This window comes from Vibrio sp. R78045, assembly GCF_042466085.1.
GTDB classification, from domain to species: domain Bacteria; phylum Pseudomonadota; class Gammaproteobacteria; order Enterobacterales; family Vibrionaceae; genus Vibrio; species Vibrio cyclitrophicus.
Genome location: NZ_JAXHBS010000017.1, coordinates 140,548 through 157,413 on the forward strand (window position 1 = coordinate 140,548; position 16,866 = coordinate 157,413).

General features: G+C 40.7%; 17 protein-coding genes. 9 read left to right on the top strand and 8 right to left on the bottom strand.

All coding sequences use genetic code 11. The features are described from left to right. Nucleotides 1-323 precede the first annotated feature (323 nt). From SJY39_RS20020 to SJY39_RS20040, 5 genes are all read left to right on the top strand, one after another. The gene (locus SJY39_RS20020) at nucleotides 324-758 is read left to right on the top strand and encodes a rhodanese-like domain-containing protein (protein ID WP_010433842.1); all 435 of its coding nucleotides are present in this window, start codon (nucleotides 324-326) and stop codon (nucleotides 756-758) included. An 88-nt stretch (nucleotides 759-846) separates the two neighbouring features. Next, nucleotides 847-1,314, top strand: coding sequence for a protein-export chaperone SecB (secB, locus tag SJY39_RS20025; RefSeq protein ID WP_009847959.1), 468 nt, complete (start codon nucleotides 847-849; stop codon nucleotides 1,312-1,314). 262 nt (nucleotides 1,315-1,576) lie between these two features. Beyond that, a complete protein-coding gene (gpsA, locus tag SJY39_RS20030) occupies nucleotides 1,577-2,641 on the top strand; it encodes an NAD(P)H-dependent glycerol-3-phosphate dehydrogenase (protein WP_371980075.1) in 1,065 nt (354 codons plus the stop codon). Nucleotides 2,642-2,688: 47 nt separating this feature from the next. Continuing rightward, entirely contained in the window at nucleotides 2,689-3,510 is an 822-nt protein-coding gene (gene cysE / locus SJY39_RS20035) for a serine O-acetyltransferase (RefSeq protein ID WP_009847961.1), read from the top strand. A gap of 83 nt (nucleotides 3,511-3,593) precedes the next feature. Continuing rightward, nucleotides 3,594-4,745, top strand: a complete 1,152-nt coding sequence (locus SJY39_RS20040; RefSeq protein WP_265575842.1) for a murein hydrolase activator EnvC — start codon at nucleotides 3,594-3,596, stop codon at nucleotides 4,743-4,745. A 62-nt stretch (nucleotides 4,746-4,807) separates the two neighbouring features. Here SJY39_RS20040 and SJY39_RS20045 read toward each other — a convergent pair whose 3' ends face one another. Together SJY39_RS20045 and SJY39_RS20050 are read right to left on the bottom strand one after the other, a co-directional pair. Continuing rightward, nucleotides 4,808-5,446: a TetR/AcrR family transcriptional regulator gene (locus SJY39_RS20045; protein WP_010433829.1), complete on the bottom strand. Its 639-nt coding sequence runs from the start codon at nucleotides 5,444-5,446 to the stop codon at nucleotides 4,808-4,810. A 210-nt stretch (nucleotides 5,447-5,656) separates the two neighbouring features. Further along, nucleotides 5,657-6,820 (bottom strand): nucleotide sugar dehydrogenase, encoded by a 1,164-nt coding sequence (locus SJY39_RS20050; protein WP_010433826.1) that lies wholly within the window; start codon nucleotides 6,818-6,820, stop codon nucleotides 5,657-5,659. Nucleotides 6,821-6,972: 152 nt separating this feature from the next. On the opposite strand from SJY39_RS20050, the gene rfaD reads away from it, so the two are divergent. The 4 genes from rfaD to SJY39_RS20070 all read left to right on the top strand — a co-directional run bounded on the left by rfaD (nucleotide 6,973) and on the right by SJY39_RS20070 (nucleotide 11,291). Then, on the top strand, nucleotides 6,973-7,914 hold the full coding sequence (gene rfaD / locus SJY39_RS20055) for an ADP-glyceromanno-heptose 6-epimerase (protein WP_372264224.1): 942 nt from the start codon (nucleotides 6,973-6,975) through the stop codon (nucleotides 7,912-7,914). A gap of 134 nt (nucleotides 7,915-8,048) precedes the next feature. After that, a complete protein-coding gene (lpxM, locus tag SJY39_RS20060) occupies nucleotides 8,049-9,002 on the top strand; it encodes a lauroyl-Kdo(2)-lipid IV(A) myristoyltransferase (protein ID WP_065100870.1) in 954 nt (317 codons plus the stop codon). A gap of 409 nt (nucleotides 9,003-9,411) precedes the next feature. After that, nucleotides 9,412-10,194: an O-antigen ligase gene (locus SJY39_RS20065; protein WP_231576284.1), complete on the top strand. Its 783-nt coding sequence runs from the start codon at nucleotides 9,412-9,414 to the stop codon at nucleotides 10,192-10,194. Beyond that, nucleotides 10,194-11,291, top strand: coding sequence for a hypothetical protein (locus SJY39_RS20070; RefSeq protein ID WP_349662819.1), 1,098 nt, complete (start codon nucleotides 10,194-10,196; stop codon nucleotides 11,289-11,291). Before SJY39_RS20065 ends, SJY39_RS20070 begins: the two co-directional genes overlap by 1 nt. A gap of 4 nt (nucleotides 11,292-11,295) precedes the next feature. Here SJY39_RS20070 and pseI read toward each other — a convergent pair whose 3' ends face one another. The 6 genes from pseI to pseB are packed head-to-tail and all read right to left on the bottom strand — an operon-like array spanning nucleotide 11,296 to nucleotide 16,824. Then, the gene (pseI, locus tag SJY39_RS20075; RefSeq protein ID WP_016789200.1) at nucleotides 11,296-12,345 is read right to left on the bottom strand and encodes a pseudaminic acid synthase; all 1,050 of its coding nucleotides are present in this window, start codon (nucleotides 12,343-12,345) and stop codon (nucleotides 11,296-11,298) included. After that, the gene (gene pseH, locus SJY39_RS20080; protein WP_016789201.1) at nucleotides 12,338-12,895 is read right to left on the bottom strand and encodes a UDP-4-amino-4,6-dideoxy-N-acetyl-beta-L-altrosamine N-acetyltransferase; all 558 of its coding nucleotides are present in this window, start codon (nucleotides 12,893-12,895) and stop codon (nucleotides 12,338-12,340) included. Before pseH ends, pseI begins: the two co-directional genes overlap by 8 nt. Then, nucleotides 12,876-13,946 (bottom strand): UDP-2,4-diacetamido-2,4,6-trideoxy-beta-L-altropyranose hydrolase, encoded by a 1,071-nt coding sequence (pseG, locus tag SJY39_RS20085; protein WP_016789202.1) that lies wholly within the window; start codon nucleotides 13,944-13,946, stop codon nucleotides 12,876-12,878. Before pseG ends, pseH begins: the two co-directional genes overlap by 20 nt. Nucleotides 13,947-13,949: 3 nt before the next feature. Then, nucleotides 13,950-14,639 carry a pseudaminic acid cytidylyltransferase gene (gene pseF, locus SJY39_RS20090; RefSeq protein WP_016789203.1) on the bottom strand — a complete coding sequence of 230 codons (690 nt, stop codon included), beginning with the start codon at nucleotides 14,637-14,639 and terminating at the stop codon, nucleotides 13,950-13,952. Then, nucleotides 14,639-15,814 carry a UDP-4-amino-4,6-dideoxy-N-acetyl-beta-L-altrosamine transaminase gene (gene pseC / locus SJY39_RS20095; protein ID WP_016789204.1) on the bottom strand — a complete coding sequence of 392 codons (1,176 nt, stop codon included), beginning with the start codon at nucleotides 15,812-15,814 and terminating at the stop codon, nucleotides 14,639-14,641. Before pseC ends, pseF begins: the two co-directional genes overlap by 1 nt. After that, a complete protein-coding gene (gene pseB, locus SJY39_RS20100; RefSeq protein WP_016768944.1) occupies nucleotides 15,811-16,824 on the bottom strand; it encodes a UDP-N-acetylglucosamine 4,6-dehydratase (inverting) in 1,014 nt (337 codons plus the stop codon). Before pseB ends, pseC begins: the two co-directional genes overlap by 4 nt. Nucleotides 16,825-16,866: the final 42 nt, after the last annotated feature.

Sequence of the window (16,866 nt, forward strand, 5' to 3'; positions counted from 1 at the left end):
TCAACGCGATAGACAATACAATAGAAAAATATCATAAGTAATTTATATAAATAATTCATTCATCATACAATTCGATTAACTACCACTTTACCGTTCAAGTAGCTTTAGGATAGCATTCAGCTTTATATTCAGATAAAAGTTCTAAAGTATCCTTAGCTCATTCTTTATGAATATTTGTACATCATGTTTGATACACCCCAAACATCCTAACGGCATGCACAACTAAGCGGTAGAATCCTTTTAAGCTCTCTATACAAAAAACTAAACTTCGCTATACTCCTGACCTATAGTTTTTCGCTCAATAACGAATAAGAGTTCAAGATATGCAAGAGTTAGTTCCATTTGTTCAAGAGAATATGATTTTAGCCATCGTATGGATCGGCTTGGTTGTTGCCATCATTGCGAACGTTATCAAGACATCAAACGCAGCTTATAAAGAGATCACGGCAGCGCAAACCACACACATGATTAACCGCGAAAACGGTGTTGTGGTTGATATTCGTACTAAGGATGAGTTCAAGAAAGGCCATATTACTGACGCAGTTCACATTTTACCGTCAGATATCAAAGCAAATAACTTTGGTAGCCTTGAAAGTCACAAAGCAGACCCAATCATCGTAGTATGCAAGACGGGTCAAACCGCTCAAGAAAGCGCGAACTTGCTGGTTAAAGCAGGTTTCGAAAACGTAAGCGTGCTGAAAAGCGGCTTAGTGGCTTGGAGCGAAGCTAACCTTCCTTTAGTTAAAGGTAAGAAATAAGCTGGCCGAGTAAAACGATATTACTTTAGGGCTTTGTTCGACTGATATGATGAACAGAGCCTAATTATAAATTTTTAAGGACAAGAAAATGGCTGAAGCAGCACAACAAGACGCACAACAGAACTTCGCAATCCAACGTATTTTCCTAAAAGACGTCTCTTTCGAAGCGCCAAACTCTCCAGATATGTTTCAAAAAGAGTGGAACCCAGATGTAAAACTGGACCTAGACACTCAAAGCCGTGAGCTTGGCGAAGGCGTTTACGAAGTTATCCTACGTCTAACTGTTACTGTTAAGAATGCAGAAGACACAGCATTCCTTTGTGAAGTTCAACAAGGCGGTATTTTCTCTGCAAGCGAAATGGAAGCTGGTCAACTGGCACATTGCCTAGGTGCATTCTGCCCGAACATCCTGTTCCCATACGCGCGTGAAACAATTTCTAGCCTAGTGGTTAAAGGTACGTTCCCACAACTGAACCTAGCTCCAGTAAACTTTGATGCTTTGTTCATGAACTACCTACAAAACCAAGCTCAACAAGCTGAAGGCGAACAAGCTTAAGTCTCAATATAGTCTTAACGCTTAGCGAATAAATGACCAATAAATAACTAATAAACGAACGGCCAACAAACGGCTATTTCTATTAGAAGATTGCCTTTTATTCGATAGCTAGTTTTTGTGAAATAATTAGTTTTAAATGCACATCGCAGCTTCTGCGATGTGCATTTTTTATTTACACTGTACTTTGGTAGAGCGCTTTTTCTTCTTAGTAAAGAGTTTCTCCAAAACTCTTCGATTTCCCTCATTATTTTTAGGTGGAAGCATGACAGACACAACTCGCCCGACTAACACGGCAGACGCTTACGGTAAAGACAGCGCTTACGGTAAAGACATTGCGATGACAGTGGTAGGCGCCGGTTCTTACGGAACCTCTTTAGCGATATCTCTAGCGCGTAACGGTGCCAATGTTGTTCTTTGGGGACACGACCCTGTTCATATGGCTCGTCTTGAATCTGAGCGTGCTAATAATGAGTTCCTGCCAAATATCGACTTTCCAGAAAGCCTAATCATCGAATCCGATCTTGAGAAAGCAATAACAGCAAGTCGTGACCTTCTCGTTGTTGTGCCTAGCCACGTGTTTGGTATTGTTCTAAACAGCCTGAAACCTTACTTAGGTACAGATTCTCGCATCTGTTGGGCGACCAAAGGCCTAGAGCCAGAAACAGGCCGCTTACTTAAAGATGTCGCGCACGATGTGCTGGGTGATGGGTACTCGCTAGCGGTTCTATCAGGGCCTACTTTTGCCAAAGAGTTAGCGATGGGCATGCCAACGGCTATCTCTGTCGCTTCACCAGATGAAGTATTCTTAGAAGAGCTGCAAGAGAAGATTCACTGCGGTAAAACATTCCGCGTATACGCAAACTCAGATTTCATCGGCATGCAACTTGGCGGCGCGGTGAAAAATGTTATCGCAATTGGCGCAGGCATGTCGGATGGCATTGGTTTTGGTGCCAATGCTCGTACTGCACTGATCACGCGTGGTTTAGCTGAAATGAGTCGCTTAGGCGCTGCACTGGGTGCACAACCCGAAACCTTTATGGGTATGGCAGGGCTGGGCGATCTAGTACTAACCTGTACTGATAACCAATCACGTAACCGTCGTTTTGGATTGGCTTTAGGTTCAGGTAAAGACGTCGATACTGCACAAGAAGAGATCGGCCAAGTGGTCGAAGGCTATCGCAACACTAAAGAAGTTTGGTTACTATCCGAACGTATGGGTGTTGAGATGCCAATTGTTGAACAAATCTATCAAGTGCTGTATCAAGGGAAAGATGCCCACTTAGCGGCACAAGATCTGCTTGCTCGAGACAAGAAGTCAGAGCGATAACATCGCTTATTAAGTCGTGGAATGAAATAGATAAAATGGATGGAAAAATGAAACACTGTGAACAGCAAAAGGTTTGGCAATGCATTGTGAAGGAAGCTCGACAGCAGTCAGAGCAAGAACCTATGCTTGCGAGTTTTTACCATGCCACCATTATCAACCACGAAAGCTTAGGCGCTGCATTAAGTTATATCCTAGCCAATAAGCTAAAGACGGCTTCAATGCCCGCAATGGCGGTGCGTGAGGTGGTTGAACAAGCATTCAAGCAAGATCAATCGATTATTGATGCGGCTGCTTGTGATATCTGTGCGACGGTAAATCGAGATCCTGCGGTCGAGATGTACTCGATGCCTCTGCTTTATCTGAAAGGCTACCACGCTTTGCAAGGTTACCGAGTGGCTAACTGGCTATGGAAGCAAGGGCGTATTGCTCTTGCTACTTACCTACAGAACCAAATTTCGGTTGCTTGCCAAGTGGATATTCACCCAGCCGCTCGTATCGGTAAAGCGATCATGCTCGACCACGCCACCGGTATCGTGATTGGTGAAACAGCCGTAGTTGAAAATGATGTATCTATCCTTCAAGACGTGACTTTAGGTGGTACGGGTAAAGAAGGTGGCGATCGTCACCCTAAGATCCGAGAAGGTGTAATGATCGGTGCCGGCGCTAAAATACTTGGCAATATTGAAGTGGGTGAAGGCGCGAAAATTGGTTCTTGCTCTGTGGTTCTTCAAGCCGTTCCGCCTCATACGACTGTCGCTGGTGTTCCTGCAAAAATTGTTGGAAAACCGAAAACTGACAAGCCATCTTTAGACATGGATCAGGGGTTTAACGGTCGTTCTCAGAACTTCATCCATGGTGATGGGATTTAAGGGCAGATTCGGGATCCGACAAATAACCGATAGCCGAGATGCGAAAAGACTCGCAGCAGATGCTGATTATTAATAAGAGCAAAATGACGATAATGATGAAACCCGTTCAATCAATGAGCACTGTTCTTTTGATATCTGCCAGCCTTGGTGTTGCTCTTTTGTCTTCATCATCATTTGCTGCATCTCAAGGTGAACTGAAAGGCGTATCAAGCGAAATCTCTCGTCAACAGAAAGCGCTCTCTTCCCAGCAAAAGAAACTCGATAGCCTACAGGCAAACCTCAAGAAGCAGGAGCTGTCCATCGCTTCACTTGAAAAAGCGATTCTAGACAGTAAAAAGCAGCTCAATACCGCTAATGCTAATATTGCTAATTTAGACACAAAGATTAAAGCGCTCACTGCACAGAAAAAAGTCCAGACAGACAAGTTAGAGCAGCTCATTCAGACTTACTACATGACGAGTCGAGCTAAGGCTTCTTCTCACATTCTCAACACCGGTGTAGAAGAAGATCGCATCAGTCATTATTACCAGCACCTTGCCAAAGCTCGCTCCGCAACCATTAAAACGATTGAACAGACGCAACTCGAATTAGAAGAAAGCCACAAACAGCGTCAACTCGAGCAAGAACAAATCGCAACATTGTTAAAACAGCAAACCACCAAGCGTGACAAGTTGTCTCAGACTCAAACACAACGTAAGAAAACCGTTGGCAGCATTAAGAAGAATATTTCTGGCGACAAAAATTACTTGGCTGAACTTCAGCGAAATGAAACTCGCCTGAAAGCTGAAATAGCAAAAGCAGAAAAAGCGGCTCGAGAACGACGTAATGCAGTACCGATGGATGGCCTAGCAAAACGTAAAGGTAAGCTACCTTGGCCGATCAAAGATAAAGTTCTACATAACTACGGTTCACGTCAAACGGGGCAAATTAACTGGAAAGGCATGGTGATCAACGCCAAGTACGGTCAGCAGGTAAAATCCGTTTACTCAGGTACGGTGGTATTTTCCGAGTATCTGCGAGGCTATGGTTTAGTGGTTCTTCTCGACCATGGTAAAGGTGATATGACGCTCTATGGCTTTAACCAAGCACTACTGAAGAAAGAAGGTGACAAGGTTAAAGCGGGTGAAGCCATCGCGCTTGCAGGTGACACTGGCGGCCAAACACGCCCATCATTGTACTTTGAAATTCGTAGAAACAGCCAAGCTCAGAATCCAAAGAGCTGGTTGGTTCGATAAAGAGCAGATACGGGATGCGAGTATCTTTCTTCGAATCCCGTATATCGCTTACTCGTCTCTTTCTATTTAGAGTTCAACGCCCTTACACCATCTTCCAATAATGTCAGCTGCTCAAAACCTTGAGCTGTCGCAATCGGTTTAACCGTCGCGATCATCTGCAGCATTCCTTGATGAACCACTTGCTCGGTAATTTGAGCTTTTGGAGACATCGCAGATTGATACGCCAACCAACCTGATGCAATCAAGTGAAGAGACGTCACCATCGACTTCATTTCTGCATCTGTTGCCTTGAGCAAGTTCAACTCAACGAAGGCTCGCATGATACCCACAAGGTTGGTTTGCAGCTTTTCTTGTACGGCCATGTAATCAAGGTGGAGCTTTTCATCACGAGACAGTATTTCAGGTAGGTTCGCATAGAAGAATCGGTACTTCCACATCAGCGTGAATATAGAATCTAGGTAGCGCTTGAGTAGCGTGAGGCTTTCTTGTTGCCCTTGAATCGGTGTGAACCTTTCAAGCAACTCTGTCGAATAGAGAGTAAAGATATCACGGACAATTTCTTGTTTGTTGCGGAAGTGGTAGTAGAGATTACCAGGGCTAATTTCGATATGCTCAGCAATATGATTGGTCGTAATACTGCGCTCGCCGTGCTCATTAAAAAGCTCTAGAGCAGCATAAACAATCTTGTCACGTGTTTTCATTGGTAATAAGTGTCCCTATCCGTTTAGAGGTTCAGTATATCGCCACTAAACGGATAGATCGAGCTGTTAACATCTGGTCGAATTAGCAAATGCTAAAATTCACCTTCAACCGTCACACCTTTGATCAGTCACAGCTGTCATTAATCGCTCGTGTCATTAATCGCTCGTGTCATTAATCTTAATCACTCGTACAATCAATCGCTACTGTAATCAATCGCTGCCAAACAGGTCTCGTGTGTACACCTTATCTGCTACGTCTGCGATTTCTTCTACCATTCTGTTAGATACAATCACATCCGATACGGTTTTAAACTCTTCAAGGTCAGAATAAACTTTAGAGTTAAAGAAATGCTCTTCTTCCAATACCGGCTCATACACGACGACTTCGATGCCTTTGGCTTTTAAACGCTTCATGATCCCTTGGATGGAAGAAGCACGGAAATTGTCAGAGCCCGCCTTCATGATCAAACGATAAATACCGACAATTTTAGGCGAGCGCTTAATAATTGAATCCGCAATGAAGTCTTTTCGGGTACGGTTTGCATCTACAATCGCACCCACAATGTTGTTTGGTACATCTTGATAGTTTGCTAATAGTTGCTTGGTGTCTTTTGGTAAGCAATAACCACCGTAACCAAATGAAGGGTTGTTGTAATGATTGCCGATACGAGGGTCTAAGCCAACACCTTCGATGATCTGACGAGAATCCAAGCCATGCGCTTCCGCGTAAGAATCAAGCTCATTGAAATAAGAAACTCGCATCGCTAGATAAGTATTTGAGAATAACTTTACTGCTTCTGCTTCCGTTGAGTGAGTAAACAGTACGTCGATGTTTTCTTTTTCCGCACCTTCCACAAGAAGATTCGCAAACACTTTAGCGCGTTCAGAACATTCACCAACGATAATACGTGATGGGTGTAGATTGTCGTACAGGGCCTTGCCTTCACGCAAAAACTCCGGTGAGAACATGACGTTTTCGCAGTTCAGCTCTTGCTTAATACGCTCGGTATAGCCAACCGGCACCGTTGATTTAATAACCATCACCGCATCAGGATTGATCTCCATGACGTCTTTGATGACAGATTCTACAGAGCTGGTATCAAAATAATTGTTTTTAGGGTCATAATCGGTAGGTGTAGCAATGATGACAAATTCAGCATTTTTGTAAGCGGCTTTATCCGTTGTTGCCATGAAGTTCAGCGTCTTATTTGATAGAAAGTGCTCAATCTCATTGTCTACAATCGGTGACTGCTTATTGTTTAGCATTGCCACTTTTTCATCGATGATATCTACCGCAATGACTTCATGATGTTGTGCCAAAAGCATAGCGTTTGATAGACCCACATACCCTGTACCGGCTACTGCAATCTTCATGATAATACCTATAGTTTTGAGTAATTAACTCAACATAATTTATAACTTAGCTTGCCGTATCATACTCTGGTTGGGGAATTATTCCACTAGCCCGCTTTATCCATTCCTTGCTATACTCGTGACAGTTTTGTATTCAAAAGAGTTAGAAAATTATGATTATCGTAACGGGTGGTGCTGGCATGATTGGCAGCAATATTGTTAAGGCGCTTAATGAAGCGGGCCACAACGATATTCTAGTCGTCGACAACTTAAAAGATGGTAAGAAATTTAAGAACCTTGTAGACCTAGACATCACGGATTACATGGATCGTGATGACTTCCTAACTCAAGTCATGGCCGGTGATGATTTTGGTCATATTGAAGCTGTTTTCCATGAAGGAGCATGCTCTGCTACCACTGAGTGGGATGGCAAATACATGATGCTCAACAACTATGAATACTCAAAAGAGCTACTTCATTACTGTGTTGAGCGTGAAATTCCTTTCTTGTATGCCTCTTCAGCTGCAACTTACGGTGAGACCGACACTTTCATCGAAGAGCGAGAGTACGAAGGTGCATTGAATGTCTACGGCTATTCAAAACAACAATTTGATAACTACGTTCGTCGCTTAACCGCGGATGCAGCAGCACACAACGAAACGCTTTCGCAAATCGTAGGGTTTCGTTACTTCAATGTTTATGGTCCACGCGAGCAACACAAAGGCAGCATGGCCTCTGTCGCTTTCCACCTAAACAACCAAATGAATGCCGGTGAAAACCCGAAATTGTTCGCAGGTAGCGAAACCTTTAAGCGTGATTTTGTGTATGTGGGTGATGTCGCGGCTGTAAACTTGTGGTTCTTAGAGAATGGGGTATCAGGCCTCTTTAATCTAGGTACTGGCAATGCTGAGTCGTTTGAAGAAGTCGCCAAGGCAGTTATCAAGCACCATGGTAAAGGCGAAATCGAAACGATTCCTTTCCCTGAGCATTTAAAAGGTGCTTACCAAGAATTCACTCAAGCAGACCTAACGAAGCTTCGCGATACAGGTTGCGATATCGAGTTTAAAGCAGTAGCCGATGGCGTTGCTGAGTACATGAAGATCGTAAACGCTTAACGGTATATTTCAGATTAGGACCAATAATACACCCTACTTTTAGCGTGTATTATTGGGAATGTCTAACGAATATAATCATTCCCAGAGTGACCGATATTAAGTTAACTCTCTGATTTAAATAATGTAGTGAATGAATGACCACACAACGCAATGATTTTGATCCAAAAGCTTACAACCCTGAATTTGAATGGGGTTTTCTAGCACCTAAATACTGGGGAACTTGGATTGCTGTTTTGTTATCGTCTTTAGTCTGCTTCTTACCTAACAGCATTCGTTTAGCATTAGCTAAGTTTATGGCTAAGCAAGCTGTAAAAATTAAGAATAAGGCTAACCGCCGGGCTCGAGTTAACCTTGAGATGTGTTTCCCTGAGCAATCTATCGAAGAGCGCGAAGAGACTCTCTATCAGTCATACGTTACTTCCATCTCATTTTTGATGGGATTTGCTTCACTGACACTCAAGAGTAAAACTTGGCTAGAGAATAACACTTCGATAAACGGCCTGAGCAACCTAACCGATATTACAGACAGTGGCGAGAATGTGATCTTGCTGGTGCCACACACATGGGCTATCGATATCCCAGCGGTATTATTAGCTTCACGCAATTTACCTGTATCTGCGATGGCGAAAGCACAAAAAAACAAACTCAGTGACTGGCTAATGCACCGACAGCGCGTGCAATACGGCGGTCGTGTTTATGATCGCAGTGGTGGTATCAAACCTTTCATCAAGTCGGTACGTGATGGGTACCTGGGTTACTATCTCCCTGATGAAGATCTTGGCCGTGAGCACAGTGTCTTCGTTGACTTTTTCGCGACTCAAAAAGCAACTATCTCAGGCCTTGGTCGCCTATCAAAACTAAGTAAAGCTAAAATTGTGCCCTTGTTTGCTCAATACGATAGCAGTACAGGCCAATACGCCCTGGACTTCTACCCTGCTCTACCCTTCCCAACAGGAAGCGAAGAAGAGGACGCACGTATGATGAACCAATGTATTGAAAATTACGTGAGCAAAAACCCAGACCAATATATGTGGATCTTAAGGCTGCTTAAGACTCGTCCTGATAGTAATATAAACCCGTACAAATAATATGTTTCGACAAATAATGCAATTTATACACTTGCTTCCAATTTATTGGGCCGTTAGCGGCCTTTTTATCATCCATAATGGAGATAAAATCCTGGTAGCTCTAATCATAATATCTTTAATAACCAAGATATTATGTAGCCTAGTAAAAATTGACAATATAAAAATAGAATACAACAATATAATTATATTGATATTGATATTGATATCTACGGCTTATGCTTCGTTTAAGTATTATTATAATGGTTATAGTTCTTCTGAGATAAGGGTCCTCATTAGCACACTACTATATTCAACAATATCCTTTCCCAAGTCAATTCGTTACCGTTTTTTAATATATATAACTACTCTAAGCTCTATATACATATCTTACCAAACCATGAACATTATAGAATTTGAGGAGTTAGGGAAGATGAAACTCCCATTAAACCCTATTCCTTACTCTAATTTCATTGGATTATTATCTATCATAACGCTTTACCTCTGCTATATAAGCAGGAGTAAATTACTTTCCTTTCTTTCTACATTCAGCTTTATTTTACTGAGCATGAACGTCATATTGGTTGACACAAGAGGGACGTGGTTAGCTTTAATCGCAACATATATAACAATCATTTCTCTTATCTTTATAAAAAAAAGAAACTGGAAGCTTGCTTGTACAAGCTTGTTGTTATTCACAAGCGTAATTATATTAAGCTACCCTATTATAGAAAGTCGAATTGAACGGTCGGTACAAGAAGTAAAACTCTTAAACTCTGGAAATTTAGACACATCTTGGGGAATAAGAATTCAACTTTGGATAGTAGGCTACAACATCATAAAAGATAATCCGTCTTGGATAGGGTTAGGACAAGATGCACATTTAAAAATGATAAAAGATATGTATAAAGAAGGAACAGTAAGGCGTTCATTAGCTAATTTTGATAATAAAAACTTCCATAACAGCATAGTGGATAGAACTGTAAAATATGGGTTCCTAGGATTGTTTCTTTATATTGGCACTCTTTTAATTCCATTTATTTATGGCATTAAAAATATAAAATCAGATTATTCATATTTATTAATAATCATGCCCATATTTATATTTATAGCAGGATTAAGCTATATACCTCTGTCGCATCCAGGGACATACTTCCTCTACTTATTTACATCTATAATACTAATAAATAAAATAAAACTCGAAAAGGAAAAGTAATGGACTTATATATCTGCTCAACAGTCCGACACCTGTTATTTAGCCTGTATAAGTCACAGAGTTCAGACAGCAATACATTATCGAAAATAATTTTCTTCTATGATTATCAAGATGTTGATCCAAAATCCATAGATACTAGTGTATTACCTAAAAACATAGAGCTAGTGTTGGTGAGTAGAAAATTATTAGTTAAGCATATTAAAAAAAACGGTTTTTTAGGTAAGTACATTTTATTCTGTTCACTTCGCGGATTATCCATAAATAACAACATAAAGAATTCGTTAACATCGTTAATAAAAGAATACGATAACAATTTGGACTTTTCCTGCACAATAAAAAAACTTTACCTTTATAATGAAAACAATAAAATGTCTAGATTATTCAGATTATTGTCAAGTTCATACTCTATGATTGAAGATGGTATGGGGAATTATGTTGAGCATAAAGTAAGCTCTAAACCAAAGCAACTACTACGTTACCTATCAAACAGAGACCCTAAGTATTATGTATTTGGTGAGATGAAGCAATGTGATGATATCTATGCGATACATCCAGAAAAACTACCTAAATCCGTATTACATAAGGGAAAAAAATTAGTACTATCCAAAAACAAAACATATACTTCAAATATTCAGCGCTGCTTTAGATTTAACAAATCTTATAGCTTAGATAAAAAGACACTCATCATCGCCACGCAGCCAACATTCAATATATTGAAGGGAAAGCTTATTGATAACGGTTTCTTTCATGAAATTTATGATTTGATAATATCGAAAAGTAGAAGTGAAGGATTTGAACCAGTTTTAAAATTACATCCGAAAGAAAATGAATCAGATTATTTATCTTTTAAAGAAAAGGGTGTAACTTTCTTATCGAATAAACAGCCTTTAGAGCTTTATTTACTCTCTAGCACAGACACTGTTAACATAATATCTATTAACTCTTCAGCAGGTATTGGTATGGAAGAGTATTGTAATATATATAAACTAATTCCTGATAGTGAAGTTTCTAACTTTGTAGATATCATAAGTAAATTAGAAATAAACAAAGATAGCCTTCGAGAGATAATCTCTACCCAGCTATCTCAAATGACATAATATTTTATTCAAATAATTCAAAAGCTAAAGGGGTTCCTGCTTCTATATTGGATAACGCTTTTTTTCCTATAACGTCTTCGTAGTATCTTGGCGCTAAACCAAACCCAGGTCGGATACTACGAACATTTTCAGGCGTCAATAACTCACCTTTCGCGATGTCTTTTACTACATATAAAGAGCGACGGAACTTAACATTACCTTTTTCAGCTTCTGTTCTTTCGTAGTTCACTTGCCCCATCGCTTGCCAAGCCGTTTTCGTGTCTTTACATAATGCAGCTAATTCATGAGGCTCAAGAGAAAAGCTATCATCTGCACCGCCCCCGTTACGATCCATTGTGACATGTTTTTCAATCAAACATGCGCCTAGAGTAACCGAAGCAACGGCGGTAGCATTGTCGATAGTGTGATCAGAAAGGCCAGATAAAACGTCAAACCGCTCTGCGATATCGGCAATCGTCTTTAAGTTATATTGTTCTGCAGGGGCTGGATAACCGCTTACACAATGCAATACAACCAATTCCTTACACCCATTATCTCGCGCTGTTTTTATTGCTTCTGCAATCTCTTCCTCGTTGGCCATTCCGGTTGAAATAATCATCGGCTTACCCGTTTGAGCAACACGCTTAATCAGAGGTAAATCAACCACTTCGAAAGATGCTATTTTGTATGCGGGAGCGTCTAGCTCCTCTAATAAATCTACAGCGGTAAAATCAAATGGTGAACTAAATATCGTAATACCTAACTCTTTTGCTTTTTCAAACAAAGGCTTATGCCATTCCCAAGGCATATGCGCTTCTTTATACAACTCATACAGAGTTTGGCCATCCCATAAACCACCATGAATTTGAAACTCTTCCGAGTCACTATCCATAGTGATAGTTTCATGGGTATAGGTTTGAAGTTTAATCGCATCAGCACCTGCTTTTTTTGCTTCTTCCATAATCTGAAAAGCTCGGTTTATATCACCATTATGGTTAGCAGAAAGCTCAGCAATAATATATGGAGGACAATTAGGACCAATTTCTCGATTATCGATGTATATGTTTTTATTCATTTTCTTCGTATACTCTCAATTTATCTTTCATAAGGTTTCTAATATCTTTCCACTCATGTGAAAAGATACCCAAATGTACTACATCGTGATATTCAGTCCCATTGAAGAAAGCATCTCGATGAGTACCTTCAACTTTAAAGCCAAATTTGGAGTGTAATTTCACTACTGGTTGATTGAAGCCTAAAACCTCACAGCGTAATTTGTGCAAACCTAATTCAGTAAATGCGTGCTCTAGGGCCCGATATTCCATCAAAGATCCGGTACCTCTTACCGCGTTGGGCGACGCATAGAATGCCCAAGAAGCGATTCCAGGAATTCGATTTATATCAGTAAATCCAACAACCCCTGCTGGCTCTCCATTTAACTCTGCTAGAAAATATTCTTTTGAACTATCCTTGCACATGCTAGAAAACCATGACTTGTGCTCATCCATAGTGATTTCATGAGAGGTGTACATATTTTTTCTAACATCTGGAGAGTTTCTCCAAGCAAGAATTTCTTCTAAATCACTTTCTTCAATTGGCCTAAATTTAATCACTCTTTGTTTCACGACAAAAGCTCTCCATTGTTTGAACGACCTTATTCGCACCGAAGCCATCAACTTCAAAATCACTAAAAGGTTTGATGTCATCCCACCTTTCACATAAACGCGCTAGCTCAAGTGCATAAGTATCGGTACTCGTCGTTATACCTTCACCTAAGTATTCAACAAACCCTAAATCTGACAAGTAATTTGACAGTATTACTTGATTCTCCGCTACGGAAACTATCGAGGCTGGAACTCTGAGACAAAAACGCTCCCAGTTACTTACTCCTGAGGCGCCAATTGCATATTTGCTATTACTTAAAGATAAATCAAAACTCTCTAAATTTTTGTATATAGAAACATTGCTCTTTTGATTAAGCTTTATCAAAGCATCAAAACGAGGGTTGATTCTCCCCGTGATCAAAATAGTATTAAACGGGAGCCTCTTAAACTCATTTGCTGCAAGAATAAACTTCTCGCACTCATTTGTAGGATCTGTTCCACCAAAAAAGACTAAGAGTTGATTGGATATTGAATCTCGGGGCGAATCCCGCAATGTTGAAAAGCTCTCTCTTAAAAGAGCATATTCAGGACCAAGGAGCTTGGTAGCAGAACAATCCGAATATCTTTTTGAAATGTTCGGCCATAGGTTTTGGTCGAGAATAATATCACTACAGTGTTCACGGTTAAGGTCATCAATCGATAAAATAGCGCATGACAGCTTACCTATAATGATACTTTCCCATTCATGGTCCAGCGCATAGTGATCCACAATCACCCACTCGGAAGAATCAACTTTAGATAGAAAGTCATTTGCATCTTCTTCAACGCTACGTTGAAGCCAAGCTTTATAATCAGCGCTATGGGAGGGAGTCATTTGTAGACAAGAGGGAGTCAGCTCTAATACGTCAAAGCCTCTATCACGGATATATGTAATCATGTCCCCAGGCTGAGGCAGACAAGCAAAGCATACAGAAAAACCTTTGCTTTTTAATATATCAGCAAGCACCAAACAGCGCATGACGTGGCCACTACCGATAAATAGTGACGCATCCACTCGGAAGGTAACCTTCATTATTTATCCTAACCTCAATGCTGAAAAAAGAGATTCAGCCAGTTCCCAGTCTTCTTGGGTATCAATATCTTGAACGCGTTTTCTCGGCAAGAGCACGGCCTTAGAGTGGCTGGAAAACACCGATAGTTTATTCAGGAAAGCATCTTTACGACCCCAATAAAACTGGCCAGCATCGTGATACGCTTCTTCCAAGTCTTGTGATCTTACCTGTTCGTTCTCAGGCGAAAACATCGAAACATAGCCTTGCTCATCAAGCTTAATTGCACGCTGAATCGGAAAAGGAAACGATGTGGCACCAAATGTAAATTGCACACTATTTCCTCTAAGTAGCTCGTAGCCTTTCTGAAGATCTTCAGGTAAAACAAACGGAGCAGTGGCGTACAAACAACAAACATCACCAATATCCCAGCCATTATTAGCGCACCAAGTTATTGCATGGTGTATCACATCCATAGTGGTAGCGTAGTCATCGGAGATATTTGAAGGCCGTAAAAATGGCACTTCAGCACCATACTTTATCGCTACCTCGGCTATCTCAGCATCATCAGTAGAGACAATAACCTTATCAAAACAATCCGAAGCAAGTGCAGCCTCGATTGAGTAAGCGATCATAGGTTTGCCATGAAAGTGCTTTATATTTTTACGAGGAATACGCTTGCTGCCACCACGTGCAGGAATAATAGCAACGTTCATTATTTACCTGTCAAAATTTCAGTTACTACACGAACAACGGTATTTTGCTGTTCTTCCGTCATTCCATGGAACATTGGCAGTGAGATGGCTTCTTGATAGTAGCGTTCTGACTCAGGGAATTCCCCTTCAGTAAAGCCCATAGCTTGGTAATATGGCTGAGTATGCACAGGAATGTAATGCAAATTAACACCGATACCATTTTCACGCAGGGCGTCAAACACTTGTTTATGAGTTAATGATATCTCATCCAACTTCAAACGAATTACGAATAAATGCAAACCTGAGTATGTGTTTTCAAGTTGATAAGGAAGTACCAAGGGTAATTCAGATAACATTTGATTATAACGCTTAGACAACACATGGCGCGCCGCAACAAATTCATCAAGACGTTGCATTTGCGTGACACCCAACGCCGCTTGAAGTTCTGTCATGCGGTAGTTGAAACCTAAATCAACCTGTTGGTAATACCAGCCACCATGAGAAGCTTCCGTCATCATTTCAGGATCTCGTGTAATACCATGACTGCGCAAGAGAGCCATTTTATCCGCTAGCTCTTTCTGGTTCGTTAATGCAGCACCACCTTCAGCCGTTGTGACAATTTTTACAGGGTGAAAACTGAACACTGTAATATCAGAATACTTACAATTACCGATTGGTTGTTCATGATATTGACCACCAATAGCATGAGAAGCATCTTCAATGACTTTAAAGCCATATTCTTTGGCTAGCTTAGCAATGGATTCCATATCACAAGGCTGACCACATAAGTGAACAGGAACTACGATTTTAGGTAGAGTTCCTGTAGCTTTAGCAGTAATTAGCTTTTGCTCTAGCTTTTTAGGGCACATGTTATAAGTTGCTGAATCAATATCAACAAAGTCCACTTTAGCTCCGCAATAAAGACCACAGTTTGCAGACGCAACAAAAGTAACAGGCGTTGTCCACAACCAGTCACCTTCCCCCAAACCTAAAGCCAAACAAGCGATATGCAGAGCCGAGGTTGCACTATTCACTGCTAACGCATACTGAGCACCAGTATGTTCTGTTAACGCTTTTTCAAACGCAGGAACTTGTGGCCCCTGAGTTAGAAAATCAGATTTAAGGACATCAACTACACTATCAATGTCTTGCTGACTGATATCTTGCTTGCCGTATGGAATCACTGTTCTACTCACACTGTAAATTTAGGATCAACATGTTCTTTGATTAGGTCACGTAGACCTTCAATCGTTTCCCACTCAGTATTGGTGCCTGAGTTGTATTTAAAACCAAAAGGCACTTTCTCAGCCTTATGGTGATTCATGTACTCATCTTCTGTGTATGTAAAAGAGACAGAAGGAAGGATCGCGTAATAACGACCTAAATCAATCGTATTGAGAGAATCAGTATCAGTGATCATTTCTTCATGAAGTTTTTCTCCTGGGCGAATGCCAACAACCTTCGTTGCCATGCCCGGCGCAATAGCTTCAGCGATGTCTAGAATTTTGTACGAAGGGATCTTAGGAATAAAGATCTCACCACCCAAATGGTTTTCAAGTGCATACATGACCATATTCACGCCATCTTGAAGAGAAATATTAAAACGCGTCATCTCTTCATGTGTAATTGGCAGTACACCTTCTTCTTTTTTCTGCATAAAGAATGGAATAACTGAACCACGAGAGCCCATAACATTGCCGTAACGTACGACACTGAAACGAATGTCTTTTGAGCCTTTAATATTGTTCGCAGCGGCAAATAGCTTATCCGATGCAAGTTTCGTAGCACCATATAAGTTAATTGGTGCACATGCCTTATCGGTCGAGAGAGCAACGACATCTTTCACACCACACGCAAGAGCTGCACTAATCACATTCTCTGCGCCATCAATATTGGTGCGAATACATTCAGTCGGGTTGTACTCAGCAGTGTCTACTTGTTTGATCGCAGCGGCGTGGATAATGACATCAACATCTTCACACGCTTGAATCATACGATTACGATCACGCACATCGCCAATAAAGAAGCGCAGTTGAGGGAAATCCTTAGCTGGGTATTGTTGCTTGATTTCAAACTGTTTTAGTTCATCACGAGAAAAAATGATGATTTTCTTTACATCTTGGTAACGTTCTAAAATCGTTTTAATGAACTGTTTACCAAATGAACCTGTGCCACCTGTAATTAATACTGTTTTGTTATTTAGCATATTCAACTACTCTATTATGTCTTTTATATTCTTAGTCTGTAG

What these genes read in the sequence shown, in the direction of transcription:
- SJY39_RS20050 (WP_010433826.1), bottom strand. Translation starts at nt 6,820, where the DNA reads ATGAAGATTGCAGTAGCCGGTACAGGGTATGTGGGTCTATCAAACGCT.
- rfaD (WP_372264224.1), top strand. Translation starts at nt 6,973, where the DNA reads ATGATTATCGTAACGGGTGGTGCTGGCATGATTGGCAGCAATATTGTT.
- SJY39_RS20065 (WP_231576284.1), top strand. Translation starts at nt 9,412, where the DNA reads ATGAAACTCCCATTAAACCCTATTCCTTACTCTAATTTCATTGGATTA.
- cysE (WP_009847961.1), top strand. Translation starts at nt 2,689, where the DNA reads ATGAAACACTGTGAACAGCAAAAGGTTTGGCAATGCATTGTGAAGGAA.
- SJY39_RS20045 (WP_010433829.1), bottom strand. Translation starts at nt 5,446, where the DNA reads ATGAAAACACGTGACAAGATTGTTTATGCTGCTCTAGAGCTTTTTAAT.
- pseF (WP_016789203.1), bottom strand. Translation starts at nt 14,639, where the DNA reads ATGAACGTTGCTATTATTCCTGCACGTGGTGGCAGCAAGCGTATTCCT.
- pseB (WP_016768944.1), bottom strand. Translation starts at nt 16,824, where the DNA reads ATGCTAAATAACAAAACAGTATTAATTACAGGTGGCACAGGTTCATTT.
- secB (WP_009847959.1), top strand. Translation starts at nt 847, where the DNA reads ATGGCTGAAGCAGCACAACAAGACGCACAACAGAACTTCGCAATCCAA.
- gpsA (WP_371980075.1), top strand. Translation starts at nt 1,577, where the DNA reads ATGACAGACACAACTCGCCCGACTAACACGGCAGACGCTTACGGTAAA.
- SJY39_RS20020 (WP_010433842.1), top strand. Translation starts at nt 324, where the DNA reads ATGCAAGAGTTAGTTCCATTTGTTCAAGAGAATATGATTTTAGCCATC.
- SJY39_RS20040 (WP_265575842.1), top strand. Translation starts at nt 3,594, where the DNA reads ATGACGATAATGATGAAACCCGTTCAATCAATGAGCACTGTTCTTTTG.
- lpxM (WP_065100870.1), top strand. Translation starts at nt 8,049, where the DNA reads ATGACCACACAACGCAATGATTTTGATCCAAAAGCTTACAACCCTGAA.
- SJY39_RS20070 (WP_349662819.1), top strand. Translation starts at nt 10,194, where the DNA reads ATGGACTTATATATCTGCTCAACAGTCCGACACCTGTTATTTAGCCTG.
- pseG (WP_016789202.1), bottom strand. Translation starts at nt 13,946, where the DNA reads ATGAAGGTTACCTTCCGAGTGGATGCGTCACTATTTATCGGTAGTGGC.
- pseI (WP_016789200.1), bottom strand. Translation starts at nt 12,345, where the DNA reads ATGAATAAAAACATATACATCGATAATCGAGAAATTGGTCCTAATTGT.